Origin of the sequence: Geobacillus sp. YHL (assembly GCF_022341265.1) — a bacterium.
Taxonomy (GTDB): domain Bacteria; phylum Bacillota; class Bacilli; order Bacillales; family Anoxybacillaceae; genus Geobacillus; species Geobacillus thermoleovorans.
Genome location: NZ_JAEIGB010000002.1, coordinates 129,766 through 146,451, shown reverse-complemented (window position 1 = coordinate 146,451; position 16,686 = coordinate 129,766). Strand labels below are relative to the sequence as shown.

Annotated in this window: 17 protein-coding genes and 2 pseudogenes; 10 read left to right on the top strand and 9 right to left on the bottom strand. The window is 49.7% G+C overall.

The genetic code is table 11. From position 1 onward, the window contains the following. Positions 1-73: 73 nt before the first annotated feature. Positions 74-1,573, top strand: a complete 1,500-nt coding sequence (locus JCR24_RS03225) for an aminotransferase class V-fold PLP-dependent enzyme (protein ID WP_015374872.1) — start codon at positions 74-76, stop codon at positions 1,571-1,573. Between the two features lie 104 nt (positions 1,574-1,677). Next, on the top strand, positions 1,678-2,856 hold the full coding sequence (locus JCR24_RS03220; protein WP_015374871.1) for an acyl-CoA dehydrogenase family protein: 1,179 nt from the start codon (positions 1,678-1,680) through the stop codon (positions 2,854-2,856). 73 nt (positions 2,857-2,929) lie between these two features. Here the strand turns inward: JCR24_RS03220 and speE are convergent, their stop codons facing one another. Together speE and nsrR are read right to left on the bottom strand one after the other, a co-directional pair. Further along, entirely contained in the window at positions 2,930-3,805 is an 876-nt protein-coding gene (gene speE, locus JCR24_RS03215) for a polyamine aminopropyltransferase (RefSeq protein ID WP_238980071.1), read from the bottom strand. Between the two features lie 296 nt (positions 3,806-4,101). After that, positions 4,102-4,545, bottom strand: coding sequence for a nitric oxide-sensing transcriptional repressor NsrR (gene nsrR, locus JCR24_RS03210; RefSeq protein WP_011231230.1), 444 nt, complete (start codon positions 4,543-4,545; stop codon positions 4,102-4,104). 171 nt (positions 4,546-4,716) lie between these two features. On the opposite strand from nsrR, the gene hmpA reads away from it, so the two are divergent. The 8 genes from hmpA to JCR24_RS03170 all read left to right on the top strand — a co-directional run bounded on the left by hmpA (position 4,717) and on the right by JCR24_RS03170 (position 13,120). Then, the gene (hmpA, locus tag JCR24_RS03205) at positions 4,717-5,952 is read left to right on the top strand and encodes an NO-inducible flavohemoprotein (RefSeq protein WP_011231229.1); all 1,236 of its coding nucleotides are present in this window, start codon (positions 4,717-4,719) and stop codon (positions 5,950-5,952) included. Between the two features lie 223 nt (positions 5,953-6,175). Then, positions 6,176-7,078, top strand: coding sequence for a formyltetrahydrofolate deformylase (purU, locus tag JCR24_RS03200; protein ID WP_013523764.1), 903 nt, complete (start codon positions 6,176-6,178; stop codon positions 7,076-7,078). A gap of 109 nt (positions 7,079-7,187) precedes the next feature. Further along, positions 7,188-7,562 (top strand): replication termination protein, encoded by a 375-nt coding sequence (locus tag JCR24_RS03195; protein ID WP_011231227.1) that lies wholly within the window; start codon positions 7,188-7,190, stop codon positions 7,560-7,562. Positions 7,563-7,721: 159 nt separating this feature from the next. Continuing rightward, a complete protein-coding gene (locus JCR24_RS03190; protein WP_369792898.1) occupies positions 7,722-8,564 on the top strand; it encodes an ATP-binding protein in 843 nt (280 codons plus the stop codon). A gap of 10 nt (positions 8,565-8,574) precedes the next feature. Further along, positions 8,575-10,479, top strand: a complete 1,905-nt coding sequence (locus JCR24_RS03185; RefSeq protein ID WP_238980070.1) for a nitric oxide reductase activation protein NorD — start codon at positions 8,575-8,577, stop codon at positions 10,477-10,479. Between the two features lie 17 nt (positions 10,480-10,496). Further along, entirely contained in the window at positions 10,497-11,738 is a 1,242-nt protein-coding gene (locus JCR24_RS03180; protein ID WP_020279471.1) for a DHH family phosphoesterase, read from the top strand. Positions 11,739-11,996: 258 nt separating this feature from the next. Beyond that, positions 11,997-12,191, top strand: a complete 195-nt coding sequence (locus tag JCR24_RS03175) for a hypothetical protein (RefSeq protein ID WP_011231223.1) — start codon at positions 11,997-11,999, stop codon at positions 12,189-12,191. A 380-nt stretch (positions 12,192-12,571) separates the two neighbouring features. Continuing rightward, positions 12,572-13,120: a tyrosine-type recombinase/integrase gene (locus JCR24_RS03170; RefSeq protein ID WP_370643294.1), complete on the top strand. Its 549-nt coding sequence runs from the start codon at positions 12,572-12,574 to the stop codon at positions 13,118-13,120. 233 nt (positions 13,121-13,353) lie between these two features. On the opposite strand, the pseudogene JCR24_RS03165 reads toward JCR24_RS03170, so the two are convergent. The 7 genes and pseudogenes from JCR24_RS03165 to JCR24_RS03135 form a co-directional block, all read right to left on the bottom strand. Then, positions 13,354-13,845 (bottom strand): annotated as a pseudogene (locus tag JCR24_RS03165) (GNAT family N-acetyltransferase). A gap of 70 nt (positions 13,846-13,915) precedes the next feature. Continuing rightward, complete coding sequence (locus JCR24_RS03160; RefSeq protein WP_157806981.1) at positions 13,916-14,071, bottom strand: hypothetical protein; 156 nt, start codon at positions 14,069-14,071, stop codon at positions 13,916-13,918. Positions 14,072-14,084: 13 nt separating this feature from the next. Beyond that, positions 14,085-14,951, bottom strand: coding sequence for a permease (locus JCR24_RS03155; protein WP_061579765.1), 867 nt, complete (start codon positions 14,949-14,951; stop codon positions 14,085-14,087). Between the two features lie 75 nt (positions 14,952-15,026). After that, on the bottom strand, positions 15,027-15,473 hold the full coding sequence (locus JCR24_RS03150; RefSeq protein WP_238980069.1) for a MarR family winged helix-turn-helix transcriptional regulator: 447 nt from the start codon (positions 15,471-15,473) through the stop codon (positions 15,027-15,029). 165 nt (positions 15,474-15,638) lie between these two features. Further along, positions 15,639-15,833: pseudogene (locus JCR24_RS03145) on the bottom strand (low molecular weight phosphatase family protein); the annotation flags it as partial. Continuing rightward, positions 15,785-15,994 (bottom strand): hypothetical protein, encoded by a 210-nt coding sequence (locus JCR24_RS03140; RefSeq protein ID WP_238980148.1) that lies wholly within the window; start codon positions 15,992-15,994, stop codon positions 15,785-15,787. The gene JCR24_RS03140 and the pseudogene JCR24_RS03145, both read right to left, overlap by 49 nt. Before the next feature lie 59 nt (positions 15,995-16,053). Then, positions 16,054-16,584 carry a helix-turn-helix domain-containing protein gene (locus JCR24_RS03135; RefSeq protein ID WP_015375203.1) on the bottom strand — a complete coding sequence of 177 codons (531 nt, stop codon included), beginning with the start codon at positions 16,582-16,584 and terminating at the stop codon, positions 16,054-16,056. Between the last annotated feature and the right edge of the window lie 102 nt (positions 16,585-16,686).

Here is a 16,686-nt window from a genome sequence, read left to right as displayed (position 1 = left end):
ACGTTTTTTGGACCGAACCACCGAAGGCGACATACTTTGTAAATAGACGAAATGGCGGAAAGGGGGAATCAACATGGCCATTCACGCTGTGATCGGCAATGCGGTGTATACATGCCGCGGGGAGCTTGAGACGTATTTTCAGCCGTTTCGCGATGGAACGATCGGCCGCTTTCATCCGTTTTCTACGCCGTTTGGCAAACAGCGGCTTATTTACGCCGACTGGACGGCAAGCGGGCGGCTGTACCGGCCGATTGAAGAGAAGCTGACGCATGAGCTCGGTCCATTTGTCGGCAACACGCATACGGAATCGAATGTGACCGGAACGAAAACGACGCTTGCCTATCGCTATGCAAAAGAAATCATCAAACAGCACGTTCATGCCGGGAAAAACGATGTCTTGATCATGCAAGGCGCCGGGACCACAAGCGCCGTCAACAAGCTGCAGCGTCTGCTTGGCTTGCGCGTACCGGAACGGTGGAAGCGCCGCTTGTCCCTTCATGATGAGGAGCGGCCAGTCGTTTTTGTCACCCATATGGAGCACCATTCAAATTTATTGCCATGGGTGGAAACCATCGCGGAAGTCGTGGCGGTCCGTCCGACAGAAAACGGGGATGTCGATCTTGACCATTTGCGCGAGCTGCTGGAGCGCTACCGAGATCGACCGCAAAAAATCGGTGCCTTTACTGCTTGCTCGAACGTCACGGGGTTGGAAACCCCATATCATAAGCTGGCGAAAATCATGCACGAGCATGGCGGCCTTTGCTTTGTTGATTTTGCTGCTTCCGCTCCGTACGTCCGCATCGATATGCATCCGGACGACCCAATGGAGCAGCTTGATGCCATTTATTTCTCCCCCCATAAGTTTCTCGGGGGGCCGGGAAGCGCCGGCGTGCTCATCTTTGACAGCCGGCTTTATCATCAGCACGCTCCGGATCACCCCGGCGGCGGGACGGTGTACTGGACTGACCCGTGGGGGAACTATGAATACATCCAAGCCATTGAGGAACGCGAAGATGGCGGAACACCGCCGTTTTGGCAAACCATCAAGGCAGCGTTGGCCATCCAGCTGAAAGAACAAATGAACGTAAAACAGATGCGCGCCCGCGAAAAGGAACTTGTTTCCCTTCTTTTGCCGGCGCTAAAAAGCACTCCCGGCGTTCGCGTGCTTGAAGGACATCGGGACGACCGTCTTGGCATCATCTCATTTGTCATAGATGGATTGCATTACAACCTTGTTGTCAAACTGCTGAATGATCGCTTCGGCATTCAAGCGCGCGGCGGCTGTTCCTGCGCCGGACCATACGGCCACTATTTGCTTGGCATCGACAAGGAACAATCCGCTATGTTGCTTCAAGAAGTCAAAAACGGCAATCCTCTCGCCAAACCAGGATGGGTGCGTCTGTCGCTCCATCCTACGATGACGAACGAAGAAGTGTATGCGATCATCCGCGCCGTCCGTCAAATCGCCCGCTATGGCCGCCGCTGGCAGGAGGAATACGAGTACGATGCTGGGAAAAATGAGTTCGTCCACCGTGACGATGATCGGTACATTCGGCATTTCTTTCTCTTTTAAGCTTCCGAGAGCAAGGACGGTCATTTTCCCGTGCGTTTTTGTTTTCAGTCCTAGCCAGAACTCGGTACAATAAAGGCATCTTGACCAAAAGAAGGGGAGAACCGATGAACGAATTGTACCATTTGCTTGTGCGGACCGATCGGGAGCAACAATTGTACAACCAAGCGCGTCGCCTTGCGGAACGGTTTGCGGAAAGGGCGGCGCATGATGACGAACAGGCAACGTTTCCATTTGCCGATTTTGCCGATTTAAAAGAGGCTGGATTCCTTTCCTTGACCGTCCCGACTGAATACGGCGGCCAAGGGGCGTCGCTTTATGAGCTCGTGCTCGTGCAAGAGACGATTGCCCAAGGTTCTGGGGCAACGGCATTGTCGTTTGGTTGGCACGCCAGCATTCTCATGCGGCTGTTTTTGCTTCGCCGCTGGCCGGAGCCCGTTCTCACCCGTTTGGCGAATGAAGTCGTTTGCCGCCACGTGCTCATCAACAGCGCCCACTCTGAACGGACAACTGGCAGCCCGGCGCGCGGCGGTAAACCGGAAACGACGGCCGTCTTTCGCCATGGCCGCTTTGTGCTTCGGGGGCGAAAGACATTTGCATCGTTAGCCCCTGCGCTCGATTACGTCTTAATTTCCGCCACGATGGAAGACGGTCGGGTCGGTGAATTTCTCGTGCCGATGTCTGCTTCAGGCATTCGCATCGAACCGACGTGGAACACGCTTGGCATGCGGGCGACGCGCAGCGATGATCTTGTTCTTGAAGAAGTCGAAGTCGACCAAGAGGCGCTCGTAGAGACGCTTGGAGAAGCGAACGAAGCTGCTCCGGCGCAAGGATGGCTGTTGCACGTGCCGGCTTGTTACTTAGGCATCGCCATTGCGGCGCGCAATGAGGCGCTTCGCTTTGCCAAGACGTACCAGCCTAATACCCTGCCTCACCCAATCGCCTCGACGCCCGAAGTACAGCGGAAAATCGCTGAAATGGAATGGCGCCTCACCCATGCGCGCCATTTCCTGTACGCGGTCGCCGATTTATGGGATCGCTATCCGGAAAAACGGATGGAAATGAAAGAGGAGTTGGCAACAGCCAAATTGGTCGCCACCAATACCGCGCTTGAAGTCGTCGATTGGGCGATGCGCATTGTCGGCGGACAAAGCTTGTTTGCTGACAATCCGCTTCAGCGGCATTACCGTGACGTCCGCGCTGGGCTCTACAACCCGCCTGCTGACGACTTGACGCTTCAATGGCTTGCTAAGCGGGCATTGTCTCACAACCCACCTGCTCCATAAAACAGAACGGATTCAAGCAACACGAAAAAGCTGTCCCTGCTTTGTGGGGGACAGCTTTTTCCATGCCAAGCCGTTATTCCACCTCAAGCGCCGAGCGCAAAAACTCGGGCAAGGCGAAACATTGACGAAAGACCGCATCATTGACGTATTTCGTGTCGTTTGGAATGGTTGTCTGCGCCGGAAAATCGAGCGGCCGTTTCGAGCCGATCGTAAAGCTCCACAGTCCGCCTGGATACGTCGGCACCACCGCGGTGTACACAAGCACATGCGGGAACAGTTCGCGAATATTGCGGTACGTCCGTTTCAAAATATCCAAGTGGAAAATCGGCGACTGGCTTTGGCAGACCATCAGCCCGTCTGCTTTCAACGCGCGATGGACGTTGGCGTAAAACTCCGGTGAAAACAAGGCTTCCGCCGGGCCGACTGGGTCAGACGAGTCGATCATAATGACGTCGTAGACGTTTTCTTTCTCTTGCACAAACACGACGCCATCATCATAAACAAACCGCACGCGCTGATCCGATAAGTTGCCGGAGACGGCTGGCAAATGCTCTTTGCACGCCCGGACGACTTTTTCGTCGATTTCCACCATATCGATGGCTTCAAGATGAGCGTATTTCGCCGTCTCACGAGCTGCGCCGCAGTCGCCGCCGCCGATGATGAGCACCCGCTTCGCTTCCGGATGAAACTGCAGCGGCACGTGCGAAATCATTTCGTTATAAATATGGCCGTCAATCGAGGTCGTTTGCACGACGCCATCGAGTACGAGCATGCGGCCAAAATCGTACGAATCCAAAATCATCACATGCTGGTACTCGGACGGCTCGGCAAAAATCACCTCTTTGATTCGATAGCTGATTTTTAAGTTGTCGCGATCATCTTCGGTGAGCCAAAGCTCTCCATTGTCCATATGCAAGTAAGGTGGCAAAGCGCTTCCTTCGTGTTTCATTGTGACCTCCTTTAGTCATGCAGATGTTTTCACACCTTTCTAATCTTAATATATTCTTCGTCTTGTGGCAAACAAAGGGGATGTGATCGGCCGGTGCCGGACGTATTCATCCCGCCGCCCATGTTTGACGACTGGTTTCGTTTTTCCAACTGATGATCGTTCTTGCCGCCACATCCCGCGCAAAGGCCGCCATCGGTTTCGCATCATCCCGCGTCTTCCTTCCGTAGAGCGATGCTTAGTGATCGTGTGCCTGCCAAACGCCAAAAAACTCTCCAGCTTATAGCCAGAAAGTTTTCTCAACCGCGCCGCTCTTTCAATAAAGAACGAAGCGACGCTCGGTCTTCAAGCAAATCGGCGAGCGTATACGCATCCAGCACACGCAAAAACGCCTCTAACGCCTCGTGAAGTGCGAAGCGAAGCCGACATACCGGCGTTAAGACGCACTCATTGCCGTGGGCGGCAAAACACTCGACAAGCGACAAGTTTTCCTCCGTTTCGCGAACAACCGCGCCGATGACAATCTCCGCGGGGCGTTTCGCAAGGCGGATTCCACCGTTGCGCCCACGGATCGTTTCAATGTAGCCGAGTTTGCCAAGCTCATAGACGATTTTGCTTAAATGATGCTCTGAAATGGAAAAGGCAGCGGCAATGTCTTTGATGTTCGTTTTTTCTTCTTCATCAAGCGCGCCTAAAAACAAGAGGACGCGCAAGGCGTATTCCGTATAGTTCGTCAACTGCATCGTGATTCACAACCTTTAAGCGACATTCTTGATCCCATTGTACCACACCTGATTCGAACGGAGAATTGTGAACAATTTATTAAAGATGTATTTGAAATATTGTTTTTTCGCAGTGCTCATGGTTGAATAAAAGATGTATTAAAAATACATGTTTTACAAGGGGATGAAATCATGACAACGACAACGAAATTGCATCCAAAAACGATTGAAATTGTGAAATCAACGGTGCCTGTCTTGGAAACACATGGCGAACAAATTACGAAGCGGTTTTATGAACTCATGTTTTCCAATCATCCGGAACTGCTCCATATTTTCAACCACGCCAACCAAAAGCAAGGGCGGCAGCAACGCGCCTTGGCCGCAGCCGTGTATGCGGCAGCGCGCTATATCGACCAGCTTGATGCTATTTTGCCGGTTGTGCGGCAAATCGGCCATAAACACCGCAGCTTAGGAATCAAACCAGAACAATACCCGATCGTCGGAAAGCATTTGTTGCTGGCGATCAAAGACGTGCTCGGCGACGCCGCCACCGACGAAGTGATCACGGCTTGGGCGGAAGCATATGAAGCCATTGCGTCCGTTTTCATTCAAGTGGAAAAAGAGCTCTACGATGAGGCAGCGGCCAAACACGGAGGCTGGCGTGACTTTCGCCGATTTGTCGTCGTGAAAAAGGTGAAAGAAAGCGGCGTCATTACTTCGTTTTATTTGGAGCCGGAAGACGGCAAGGCCATCAGTGATTATTTGCCGGGTCAATACGTGAGCGTCAAACTGTCGATTCCGGGCGAGACGTATACGCATATTCGCCAATACAGCTTATCGGATGCACCTGGAAAAGGGTATTACCGCATCAGCGTCAAACGGGAAGCAGCTACAGCGGACAAGCCGGCCGGCATTGTTTCCAACTATTTGCATGATCATGTCCAAGAGGGCGACGTGCTCGAGCTTAGCGCTCCAGCCGGCGATTTTACGCTTGATTTGTCCAAAACGACGCCGGTTGTGTTCATCAGCGGTGGCGTCGGCATCACTCCGCTTTTGAGCATGGCGCATACGTTGGCCATCCGCCAACCGACCCGCCCAGCGGCGTTTTTGCATGCTGCTTTGAATGGCCGCGTGCACGCGTTTGATAAGGAGCTTCGGATGTTGGCGGAACGCCCGTCATTTTCTTACCGTATTTGTTACGAGTCGCCATCCGACGAGGACCGCCGCCATCCACATTTTGGCAAAGAAGGGCGGATCGACCTCGCATGGATGCAATCCGTGATCCCGACGAAAGACGCAGACTTTTATTTCTGCGGCCCGATGCCGTTTATGAAAACCGTCTATCGTGCCCTAAAACAATGGAGTGTGCCAGAGGAGCACATCCATTACGAATTTTTCGGCCCGGCCGGCGATTTGACGAAAGACTGAGAGAGGTTTTTCGCTTGCCAGGGGGATGACCCAAAAGGGTCATTTTTCTTAACAAAACACAACATATTGTTTCTTAATGATTGTTTTATACCTATATACGGTAATAAGAAAGGGTGTCCCGATCCTTTTGGGACACCCTCTTTTGTTATCTTCCCTGTTGGCAAGTTCATGAATTTTTTGTATGATGAATTGCAAGAAAAGCAAGAAAAGGGAGAGACAACGCATGACGACATTTCGCCAACATCGCTGGCAATCATTTTTGCAAGGTTACGAGCAGCGCGCTCGAATCCTTATCTCCTGCCCAGATCGCCCGGGCATCGTCGCGGCAGTGACGTCGTTTCTGTACGAACAAGGGGCGAATATCGTTGAATCGAGCCAATATTCGACCGATCCTGAGGGAGGGACGTTTTTTCTCCGCTTGGAGTTCGACTGTCCAAACATCGCCGAGCGAAAAGAAGAGATCGAAGCGGCGTTTGCCCCGATCGCTGCTGAATTTCAGATGCGTTGGCAGCTTCGGCTGCACAACGACATTCGGCGAATCGCGATTTTTGTCTCCAAAGCCGAGCATTGTCTGCTTGAACTTCTTTGGCAATGGCAGGCGGGAGAGCTGATCGCCGACATCGCCCTTGTCATCAGCAACCACCCCGACTTGCGCGAGACGGTCGAGTCATTTGGCATCCCTTATGTGCATATTCCGGTGACGAAAGAAACGAAAGCGGACGCCGAAGCCGAACAAATCCGTCTGCTTCGCGACTATCAGATCGACACCATCGTGCTTGCCCGCTACATGCAAATTTTGTCGCCGGCGTTTGTCGCTGAATTCCCGGGACGGATCATCAACATCCACCACTCATTTTTGCCCGCCTTTATTGGCGCGCGTCCGTATGAGCGGGCGTATGAGCGCGGCGTCAAATTGATCGGCGCCACATCGCACTACGTCACCGACGATTTGGATGAAGGGCCGATCATTGAGCAGGACGTCGCCCGCGTGGACCACCGCCACCATCCGGACGACTTAAAGCGGATCGGCCGACTGATCGAAAAAACGGTGCTCGCCCGGGCGCTTCGGTGGCATTTGGAAGACCGGGTCATCATCCACGGAAACAAAACGATCGTGTTTTATTGAACCCAAGCGGGAGAGGATTTTTCCTTTCCCGCATGGTATAATGAAGACAAGCAGGATTTGGCCGCCCAAAGAGCGAAATTTCATCCGCAGGGAAGGAGGGAAAAAGCCTATGGGAGAAAAACGGACGCCCAGCGGTTTTCTGTTAAAACAACGTGCGTTTTTAAAATTGTATTTGATTACGCTCACCGAACAGGAGCGGCTCTACGGGCTGAAGCTGCTTGATGTATTGCGCCAAGAGTTCAAGCCGTTCGGCTACCGGCCGAACCACTCCGAAGTGTATAAGGCGCTGCACGATTTGATCGAAGACGGCATTTTAAAACAAGTGAAACAGAAAAAAGAGGGAATGAAGTACCAAGAAGTCGTTTACTATCGGTTCGCCGAGGGCGGACAGGAAAAGGCGAAGCTGTACAAACGCCAGCTCAAAGCGGAGCTTGATCGGTGCGCGGCGCTCATTCGCAAGGCGATTGAGGACAACTTCGGTTGAGAGCGCCTCGTTTTTTCTTTGTTATATTTACATAATATATTTATGGTCTAGTTCTTTTGTTTTGCGTCCCGCCGGGCGATCTAGTAGAATGAGAGGGGAAGATCGCCACAGAGAGGAAGTCAGAAGATGGGAACATGGCCGTTGACGGTCACGAAAGAAATGGAAAAGCGAAAAGAACTGTTCCGCCGCGATCCGGATCGCGCGTTGATTGGAGCGGGCGGGTACAAGGCGGCAGATGAGGCGATCGTGCACGATGCCGCCATTGCGCTCGCGCTTGGGAAAAACGTGCTCTTAAAAGGCCCGACCGGATCGGGAAAAACGCGGCTTGCTGAAACGTTGTCCGCTTTGTTTGGTCAACCGATGCACAGCATCAACTGTTCCGTGGACTTAGACGCCGAAGCATTGCTCGGTTTTAAGACGATCGTGCACAAAAACAGCCAGGCGGTGATCGAGTACGTGCCCGGACCAGTCATCCAGGCGATGACAAAAGGGCATTTGCTATATATTGACGAAATTAATATGGCGAAACCAGAGACGCTGCCGATTTTAAACAGCGTCCTTGACTACCGGCGGCGGCTCACGAATCCGCTCACCGGCGATCTCGTGCAGGCGAAACCGACATTTGGCGTCATCGCCGCGATCAATGAAGGCTATATTGGCACCGTACCGCTCAATGAGGCGCTCAAAAACCGGTTTGTCGTCATCAATGTGCCGTATGTGCAAGGAGAAACATTAAAATCGGTATTGTTGGCGCAAACTACATTAACGGATGAGACGTTGATCGATCGTTTCGTCGCCCTGTCGGCTGATCTGCTTGTGCAGGTGCGAAACGGACAAATCGCCGAGGAAGCGGCTTCGGTGCGCGCTTTGTTGGATGCGTGCGATTTGGCGGCGTACATGCCGCCATTGCGGGCCATTGAACGAAGCATCGTCGATAAGCTCGACGATGAACGGGAACGGGCCGCAGTGCGCAACATCGCTGAAACGTGGTTTGACGAATAGGAGGCTCGGCATGGAGCGGTTTATGATGTTCAATGACCGAACGGTCGACTCGAGTTTGGTCATGCAGCTTTCTGACCTCGCCCAAACGCTCATGCGCCGCCGCGACGTTGCCATCCAGTTCGCCGCCCATTCCGGCGTGCATTGTGTCAAGCCGGTCGTTTACGTCAGCCATTTTTGGGATGGGTATCCACCATTGGAGCGGGAAACGGCAATGAAAAGCGACGTCGGCTTGCGCATCATCGGCACGTATCGGCACACCGACCGATTGGCGGTTCGCGCCTTCCGACATGCGGTGGAATCCCGACCGCTCTCCAAGCTTTCCAAACAGCTGTTTACGTTCGCTGAAGATCTTCGCTTGGAAGCCGTCTGCGAGCGGGAACGTCCCGGGATGAAGCGATGGTTCCGCACGCGCCGCCGCTTGTACCGCCGCTACTTCACTCATCAATGGCAAGCAAACAGGACGCGCGGCGCTTGGGCTGATCAGTTTTTGGCGGGGATGTATTTGCGGCTCACGGCCAATTCGCCGCTTGATGATGCGCCGCTGGCTCCGATGGCGGATGAAGCGGTGCAGGCGCGCCTTGAAACGTTATGGCCGCAATTTTTTGATGCTTCCTCGACAGCCGAGATGGCGGACTGGGCGTTCGCCGTTGTGGAACTGATGGAGGACGTGCTGCCTCATGATATGGTCAATGCCTATACATCGCTGCCAATCGTTGAGGATGATGCGGACGAGAACACGATGACGCTTCAAGATCTCAAACGGACCAACCCATTGGAAAACCGCGATACCCTTCAAGAGGCGGATGGAGAGGCCAAGCGGCAAGTGCTGCCAACGTGGCATCGGGAAACGAGCCGGGCGGATGGAAGCTTTCTCCGCTTTGAGCTCGAACGAGGCAGCCGCACCGAGATCATCAGCGATGAGGCGAGGCCGGGTGAAGACGGTGATCAGGCTCTGGCCGTCGTGAAAGGAACGTCTCGGCCGACGGCGCGAAACGAGTATGGCCTGGAAGCGCAAGCATCCTTCAGCGAACAGCCGCCGGCTGGAAACAGTGCGCCGTATGGCGAGGCCAACCGCCAAGCCGATCTTGTGCTTCTTCCTTCGTCGCCAAACCTCGCGCATCTTGAGCAATACCGCGCCAAACAGGCGGCGGTGGCGCCGTACCGAAAACGGCTTGTGCGCATCATGGAACAATGGCTTGAACACAAGCGTTCCGCTTGGCGCACGAACTTGCCCGTCGGTCGGCTGCGCAAACAATTGGTGTCGTTTTTCACTGATGAGCGGCCGCGCTTGTTTTACAAAAAAGGCGAGCCGACGCGGCGGTTTGATGCAGTCTTCGGCCTGCTTGTCGATTGCTCGGCTTCGATGCATGACAAAATGGAAGAGACGAAAACCGGGCTCGTTCTTTGCCATGAGGTGCTGAAAACGTTGCGCGTGCCGCACCAAATTGTCGGATTTTGGGAAGATGCGAACGAAGCAGCCGCTTCGCGTCAGCCGAACTATTTGCAGATGGCGGTCTCATTCCATCGCTCGCTTGAGCCGTCGAGCGGCCCGGCGATCCTGCAGCTCGAGCCGCATGAAGATAATCGCGATGGATTGGCGATTCGCTGGATGACCGAACAGCTCCTCAAGCGCCCGGAAGCACAAAAAGTGCTGCTCGTCTTCTCTGACGGCGAACCCGCCGCGTACGGATATGAACAAAACGGCATCATCGATACGCACGAAGCAGTCGCCGAAGCGCGCCGCCGCGGCATTGAGGTCGTCAATCTCTTTTTAGGCCACGGGGCCGACGATGAGTCAACGCGGCGGACGATTGAAAACATCTATGGTCGCTTCCGCGTCTTTGTTCCGCATGTGAGCGAGTTGCCGGATCGGCTGTTGCCGCTCTTGAAAACGTGGTTGCAAAAAAGTTTGTGACAAAAAGGTGGGACCCCATGATCAAATTATTCACTGACAGCGATCTAGACGGCATCGGCTGCGGATTGCTCGCAAAGCTGGCGTTTGCCGAGGTGAACATTTCGTTTTGTTCCTATCGCAATTTGGATGAACGGGTCGTCCAATTCTTGCAAAGCGACGAGGCCAACGGCGCCATGTTGTTTATCACCGACTTGGCCGTCGGCAAGGAAGTGGAACAGCAACTCGCCGAACGGGCGGCGCGCGGCGGCCATGTGCAAGTGATCGACCACCACGTGACGGCGCTTCATTTCAATGACTACCCGTGGGGACAGGTGGTGCCGGTGAGGGATGATGGCAAAAAGACGTGCGCCACCTCGCTCTTTTACGACTATCTCGTCCGCGAGGGAAAACTCGCACCTAATGAAACGCTAGATGGGTTCGTCGAGCTCGTCCGCCAATACGACACGTGGGAATGGGAAGAGAATGGGAATTTGCAAGCGAAGCGGCTGAATGATTTGTTGACGATTTTCGGGCTTGACGGCTTTTGGGAGACGATGAGCGAGCGGCTCGCCTCCAGAGAACCGTTCTCCTTGACCGAGACGGAAGAGCTGCTTCTCGATATGGAAGAGAAGAAAATTCAGCGTTACATTCGGCAAAAGCAAAAACAGCTTGTTCAGCGCTGGCTTGGTGACTATTGCATCGGCGTCGTCTTTGCCGAGCGCCATTTGTCGGAATTGGGCAATGCGTTATCCAAGCGTTATCCTCATCTTGACTTGATCGCTTTAGTCAACATGGGGACGAAACATATTGGCTTTCGCACCATTCATGATGACGTCAACGTCGCTGAGTTTGCCCTGCAATTCGGTGGCGGCGGCCATCCCAAGGCGTCCGGCTGTTTGATCGATGATACAACATTTCCGCTGTTTGTCGTCGAGACGTTCCCGCTTCTGCCGGTATACGGTGATGCGGAACAAAACCAATTGAACAAAAAAGACGAGGCCGAAGGAGTGTTTTGGACAAATCACCATGGCCAATGGTGGCTGAGTCGTAAAACCGCTCAAGGTTGGAACGTGTATGCCGATGGGGGAGAGACCCATACGTTCCCAGAGGAAATCGCCGGCGAACGCTGGCTGAAGCGGCAGTTTGCCGCTGGCCTTGCCCATGATGCAGCCGTGCTCGACTTTTTAAGCGTTCGGCTCGGACGAGACAAAGATGCCATTCAAGCCGACTATAAAGCGGCCGTCAAACAATATAAGCAACAAACCGGCATTGAATCATGATGCCGGTTTTCTTTTTCTAAGAAACTGAACTGTGCTAAATCGGATTGCGGCGCTAACCGGCAAGGTCATCACAACCCGCAAGGTCCAACAGCCACATATGCGCAAAAAGAAAAAGGTGTTCCGATCTCTTTTAGGAAGGATTGGGACACCTTTATTTGTTGCGGAAACGCCGAAGAGAAAATGTTAACATAATTGTAACAGTTTTTGTGTTTAGGAAAAACAGTCTTTGATTATAATAATAATAGGGAGGTGAAGACGGTGAAACAGTATGTCTTTTCCTTCTACACAGTCCAAGGGAAAACGATTGTGTGGGAAGAGGCCATTCCGGCATCTGGGATGATGGAAGCCTTTTCAAAAGCCCAACGGCTTCTGGTGAAACATAAGCAAGAAAAAGGCGTGCCAGTTCGCGTTCGGTATAAAGGCGTCCGCTATCGTCAAACGGATATTGCCTAAACGAAAGGAGAAAGGATGAGATCATGCGGTCCCTGCAGCTGCCGACGCGCAGTGGGTAACGTGCAGCTTCTTGAATGAGAATCAAGAGGCTGCGCGTTTTTATTTTATGTTAGGTGGGCGTGTCGATGGGCGTTTTTTTTTGTTTTGTCTCACTATTATGAGATTACTTGTTATCGAAACAGACTCTTTCGTAACTTCTTATAATTTATATTATGTCTACTAGCTAATTTCTGCACAAATGGAGGTTTTCTTCCCTCAAGTGCCCATAAAATCAATTATCCGGAACTTGTTAACCTAAGTTCCTCATAATTTTTTTGTGTCTACGAATTATCATTTTTTGAACGAATTATCATTGTTTTTTACCGATTTATTATCGGTCGTTGATTATCAACTGGAGGTGTTTTTTTCATGTTTTGTTTAGACAAGCCGTTGATGAATTTGTTTTGTACTTGCAAATTGAAAAAAACTATTCACTTAACACCGTTGATGGTTATGCGTATGATTTGAGATGTTTCGAGAACTTCTTAATTCAACACGGCTATTCTGTACAACTTCATGACATTACAAAAACGCATGTTCGTCGCTTCATCCAGCATCAGATTACAAAAGAAAATGTCAAGCCTAGAACGATCTATCGGAGAATTTCTTGCTTAAAATCGTTCAGTAAATACTGTGTCAAAGAAAATCTAATCAACAGCGATTTTATGATCGGAATTGATACTCCTAAAACGGATAGCAAATTACCGACTTATATGTCTTTGTCTGAACTACGAAAACTGTTTCATTTTTTGGAGCAAGACAATAGCCGAATGGCGATGCGAAACCATCTTCTATTTAAACTGTTAGCCACTACGGATATACGAAGATCTGAAATTGTTGAACTAACTTGGGAACAAATTGATTTATCTAACAACACGATACGTATATAGAAAAAAAGAGCGCTTACTCCCCCCTCATCCTATGGTTGTCCCATTAATTTGTTGTTCTCCACGATTAATTTGTTGTTCTCCACGATGAGATTCAAGCCCTAAATGTGTATGGAAAAGGAAAAAAGAGCGGCTTCTTCCGCTCCATCTTATTGTTTGACCCACTAATTTTGGACACATCCTATCTTATTTTAGGTTATTCTTAAAATTTCTCGTTGCACATCTAAAAGTCATTATCAATCTATACCTACAATTTGACTACGACGTTCAAGCAATATAACATCACGCCATACCCCATTTAACTTTCCTATACGTTGTCGGATACCAACTTTACGAAATCCAACACTTTGATGTAAACGTAAACTTGGTATGTTTTCAGGGAAAATCCCTGCTGTTAATGTCCAAAATCCTTTTGCTTCTGATTCTTTGATTATGGCTTGTAGAAGTTTTTTTCCCACTCCTTTTCCTCGGCTCACATCTCGAACATACACACTAACCTCTCCCACCCCTTCATACACGCAGCGATCCGATACTTTACTTATCTTACATCAGCCTTGAATACCTTCTTCGTCTTCAGCGACTAAACATAAATTTGCAGCAATGGTCGATTCCCATTTTTCGAACGATGGTGCTGTCGTTTCAAACGTTGCTTGTCCTGTCGCAATTCCTTGCTCGTAAATCTCCTTCACTTGCAGCCAATCCTCTTTGCGAAAGCGGCGAATGTTCATATGAAAAATCCCTCCTTATTTTCATACAGAAAAGGCACTAGGAATCGCCTAATGCCTTTTCCATGTCACATTAGCAACACTCACGATTGGATGTAGATGGGCAACATTCACGTTCCATAGTGGCTTTGTTTGCAATATCTTCGCTTTCTTTTACTTCCACAATTTGAATATCGCAGCAACCTTGCTTTTCTTTGGAATTACCAAATATAATTTTCAAGATGTTCATGTAGAATCCCTCCTTAAATGATATAGAACAAAAATCCTGATAACGTTGCCATTGTCATGACAGAACCGACAAACGCAAAGACCAGCTTCTTTTTAAAGATACTGTGTAATAATGTGATCTCCGGTAAGCTTGCACCTGCTGAGCTAATCATCAGCGCCATGACAGGTCCCAATGCCATGCCTTTTGCAATCAACATTTGCGAAATGGGAATCATCGTGGAAAGACGGATATACAAAGGAATTCCGATGATTGCTGCAAGCGGAACAAGCCACCACTTATCACCTCCCATATAGGTTGAAATCCATTCTGTCGGTACAGCACCATGAATAATGGCTCCAATGCCTGCACCCAAAAGCAAATATGGATAAACCGTTTTTATTAAGTGAAAGGTCTCCTGTAAAGCTTCTCTCATGTTTCGTTTCTTTCCGATCTCTACTTCTCCTTTCACCATTACTTGCTTCACTTGATTTTCAAATCCGAATTTTTCAAGCGTGAAACCAATCAGTATGGATAAAATGGTGGTGATAATGGTATAAGAAATCGCTACTTTTACTCCGAGTGTTGCAGCCATGAGTGTCAATATGGTTGGATCGAGCACAGGAGAAGCAAAGAGAAAAATCATCACAATACCGAAACGGACCTTCTGGTTTAAAAGCGATACGACAACCGGGATCGTAGAACATGAGCAAAACGGTGTCACAAAGGCAAACGCGACAGCAATCAGTGCTCCGAATAACGGATGGCGCTTTGTTAACAAACTTTGCATTTTATCATAAGGAATATATCCTTCTAAAAAGTGAATGACGAACGAAATAGCAAAAAACAAAAGAGTTAATTCCAACACAATAGAAAGAAAATCCTGAAGAATCGCTATGCTCATTTGTTATCTCTCCTTATTTTATTTGTAAAATGCAAATATAGGTTTAACGAATAGGCAAGCCTAGATACGCTTGCCTTAAAATAACGGTTTACAACAAATGCTCGATTTTGCCATGCACTCATTTAACAATTTAATTGAACGAATCACTGTTTCTTTCTCAAAATCCGTCATATGTGAAAATACCTCGTCTAAATACCGATTTATTTCTCGATCAATGGTTGTTGCTATAAACTTTCCCTCAGTGGTTAACGATAACGTGTATACCCTTCGATCTTCCGGAAGCGGCGTTTTTTTTACCAATCCCTTTTTCACTAAATTTTGAATCTGTCTGCTGAACGTTGTAATATCCATTCCCAATGCTTCAGCCACTTGTTGTATGGAAGGATATTCTCTTTTGTCAATTTCATAAAGAATATGGCTTTGAACGAGAGAAATGTCTACAGCATCAATAGAACAACAATTTTTATTTAGCAATCCGAAACGACGTGTCATCACTTGAAACAGCTCTCTAACATTTTCCATTTTTTTCACCTCTATATTATTATTTATATCACATTATTTGCAAATTACAACTTTTTATTTAAAAAAATAAAGAAAATTCATCGACATGTCTCACCCTTTGTTTTGTATGAAGTAATTTTATAAATAAAATCAGCCGAGAAGAATCTTCTCGGCTGATTTTCTGTCTTACTCGCCTGTTTCAGCAAATTTTTTAATGCGCGCACCGATTTCATCGCGAACACGACGGAATACCGCTAATTTTTCTTCTTCCGTTCCTTCTGCCTTTGCCGGATCATCAAATCCCCAGTGTACGCGTTTCACGTGTGGTGGTGTTACCGGGCAATGGTCTGCTGCATGACCGCATAATGTTTCTTCAAGATCTTTAAAAAATCCAAAAACGTCGTCGCATTCGCAGCGACTGCTCGATGAAGAACGGTGTCCCCATTGAGCACATTCACCGCCCCAAATACAGAAACGTGGGCATGATGGCCGTACGTGGGCACTTGTTTTTGCCGGCCTGCCTCCGACCAAGTGGCCCGCAGGATTTGATAAGACCGGACATGAGTTTCATCGGCATATAAAAGAATCGTATCGGGAGTGATCAGTTTTTTTTAATGAGATCCATTTGTTTTTCAAACGCCTGCTGTTGTTCGGCATCGCCTTTGGCCAGGGTATAGGTGGGACGAGTCCAAGACAATCTCATTCGATGTAAAAGTTTGCGAATTCCTTCCCGGGACATGTCCACCTCGTAGTGTTCGCGGATATAAGACTGAAGAATCCGCGTATTCCAAGAAGAAGCGATGTCCCAACCGAGTTCGGCCGGGGTGTGGGTCAAGATCGTCTGTTTCAGTTCCTGTTGCTGTTCCAGTGTCAAAAACGGCTCCCGACCCGGCGGATATTTCCGATCGAGCAGGAGATCGAGCCCTCCTTCGTTGAATAAGGAGACATAAAATGCGACGCTTTGGCGGCACAGGTTGAGCATGGAAGCGACGTCTTTCCCCAGATACCCTTCCATGACGAGGCGAACGGCCATGACGCGTTGACGCAGGGAAATGTTTTTGATTTTTTTCTCTTCCTTTCGAAGGGTTCGTGGCGTCCATCCATGGTCATTGGTGATTTTCAATCGTTTCATTCCGTTTCCGCTCCTTTTCTTCGTGAAGTACCTAGGAGCAGTATAACCGGGGTGGAAGCCACTTATACGGACGTTAATGTTTCAATGTGCATCTATATAGTT

Excerpts from the sequence above, each read along its gene's own strand:
- hmpA (WP_011231229.1), top strand. The coding sequence starts at position 4,717 with ATGACAACGACAACGAAATTGCATCCAAAAACGATTGAAATTGTGAAA.
- JCR24_RS03135 (WP_015375203.1), bottom strand. The coding sequence starts at position 16,584 with ATGAAACGATTGAAAATCACCAATGACCATGGATGGACGCCACGAACC.
- purU (WP_013523764.1), top strand. The coding sequence starts at position 6,176 with ATGACGACATTTCGCCAACATCGCTGGCAATCATTTTTGCAAGGTTAC.
- JCR24_RS03220 (WP_015374871.1), top strand. The coding sequence starts at position 1,678 with ATGAACGAATTGTACCATTTGCTTGTGCGGACCGATCGGGAGCAACAA.
- JCR24_RS03190 (WP_369792898.1), top strand. The coding sequence starts at position 7,722 with ATGGAAAAGCGAAAAGAACTGTTCCGCCGCGATCCGGATCGCGCGTTG.
- nsrR (WP_011231230.1), bottom strand. The coding sequence starts at position 4,545 with ATGCAGTTGACGAACTATACGGAATACGCCTTGCGCGTCCTCTTGTTT.
- JCR24_RS03155 (WP_061579765.1), bottom strand. The coding sequence starts at position 14,951 with ATGAGCATAGCGATTCTTCAGGATTTTCTTTCTATTGTGTTGGAATTA.
- JCR24_RS03185 (WP_238980070.1), top strand. The coding sequence starts at position 8,575 with ATGGAGCGGTTTATGATGTTCAATGACCGAACGGTCGACTCGAGTTTG.
- JCR24_RS03195 (WP_011231227.1), top strand. The coding sequence starts at position 7,188 with ATGGGAGAAAAACGGACGCCCAGCGGTTTTCTGTTAAAACAACGTGCG.
- speE (WP_238980071.1), bottom strand. The coding sequence starts at position 3,805 with ATGAAACACGAAGGAAGCGCTTTGCCACCTTACTTGCATATGGACAAT.
- JCR24_RS03180 (WP_020279471.1), top strand. The coding sequence starts at position 10,497 with ATGATCAAATTATTCACTGACAGCGATCTAGACGGCATCGGCTGCGGA.
- JCR24_RS03225 (WP_015374872.1), top strand. The coding sequence starts at position 74 with ATGGCCATTCACGCTGTGATCGGCAATGCGGTGTATACATGCCGCGGG.
- JCR24_RS03150 (WP_238980069.1), bottom strand. The coding sequence starts at position 15,473 with ATGGAAAATGTTAGAGAGCTGTTTCAAGTGATGACACGTCGTTTCGGA.
- JCR24_RS03160 (WP_157806981.1), bottom strand. The coding sequence starts at position 14,071 with ATGAACATCTTGAAAATTATATTTGGTAATTCCAAAGAAAAGCAAGGT.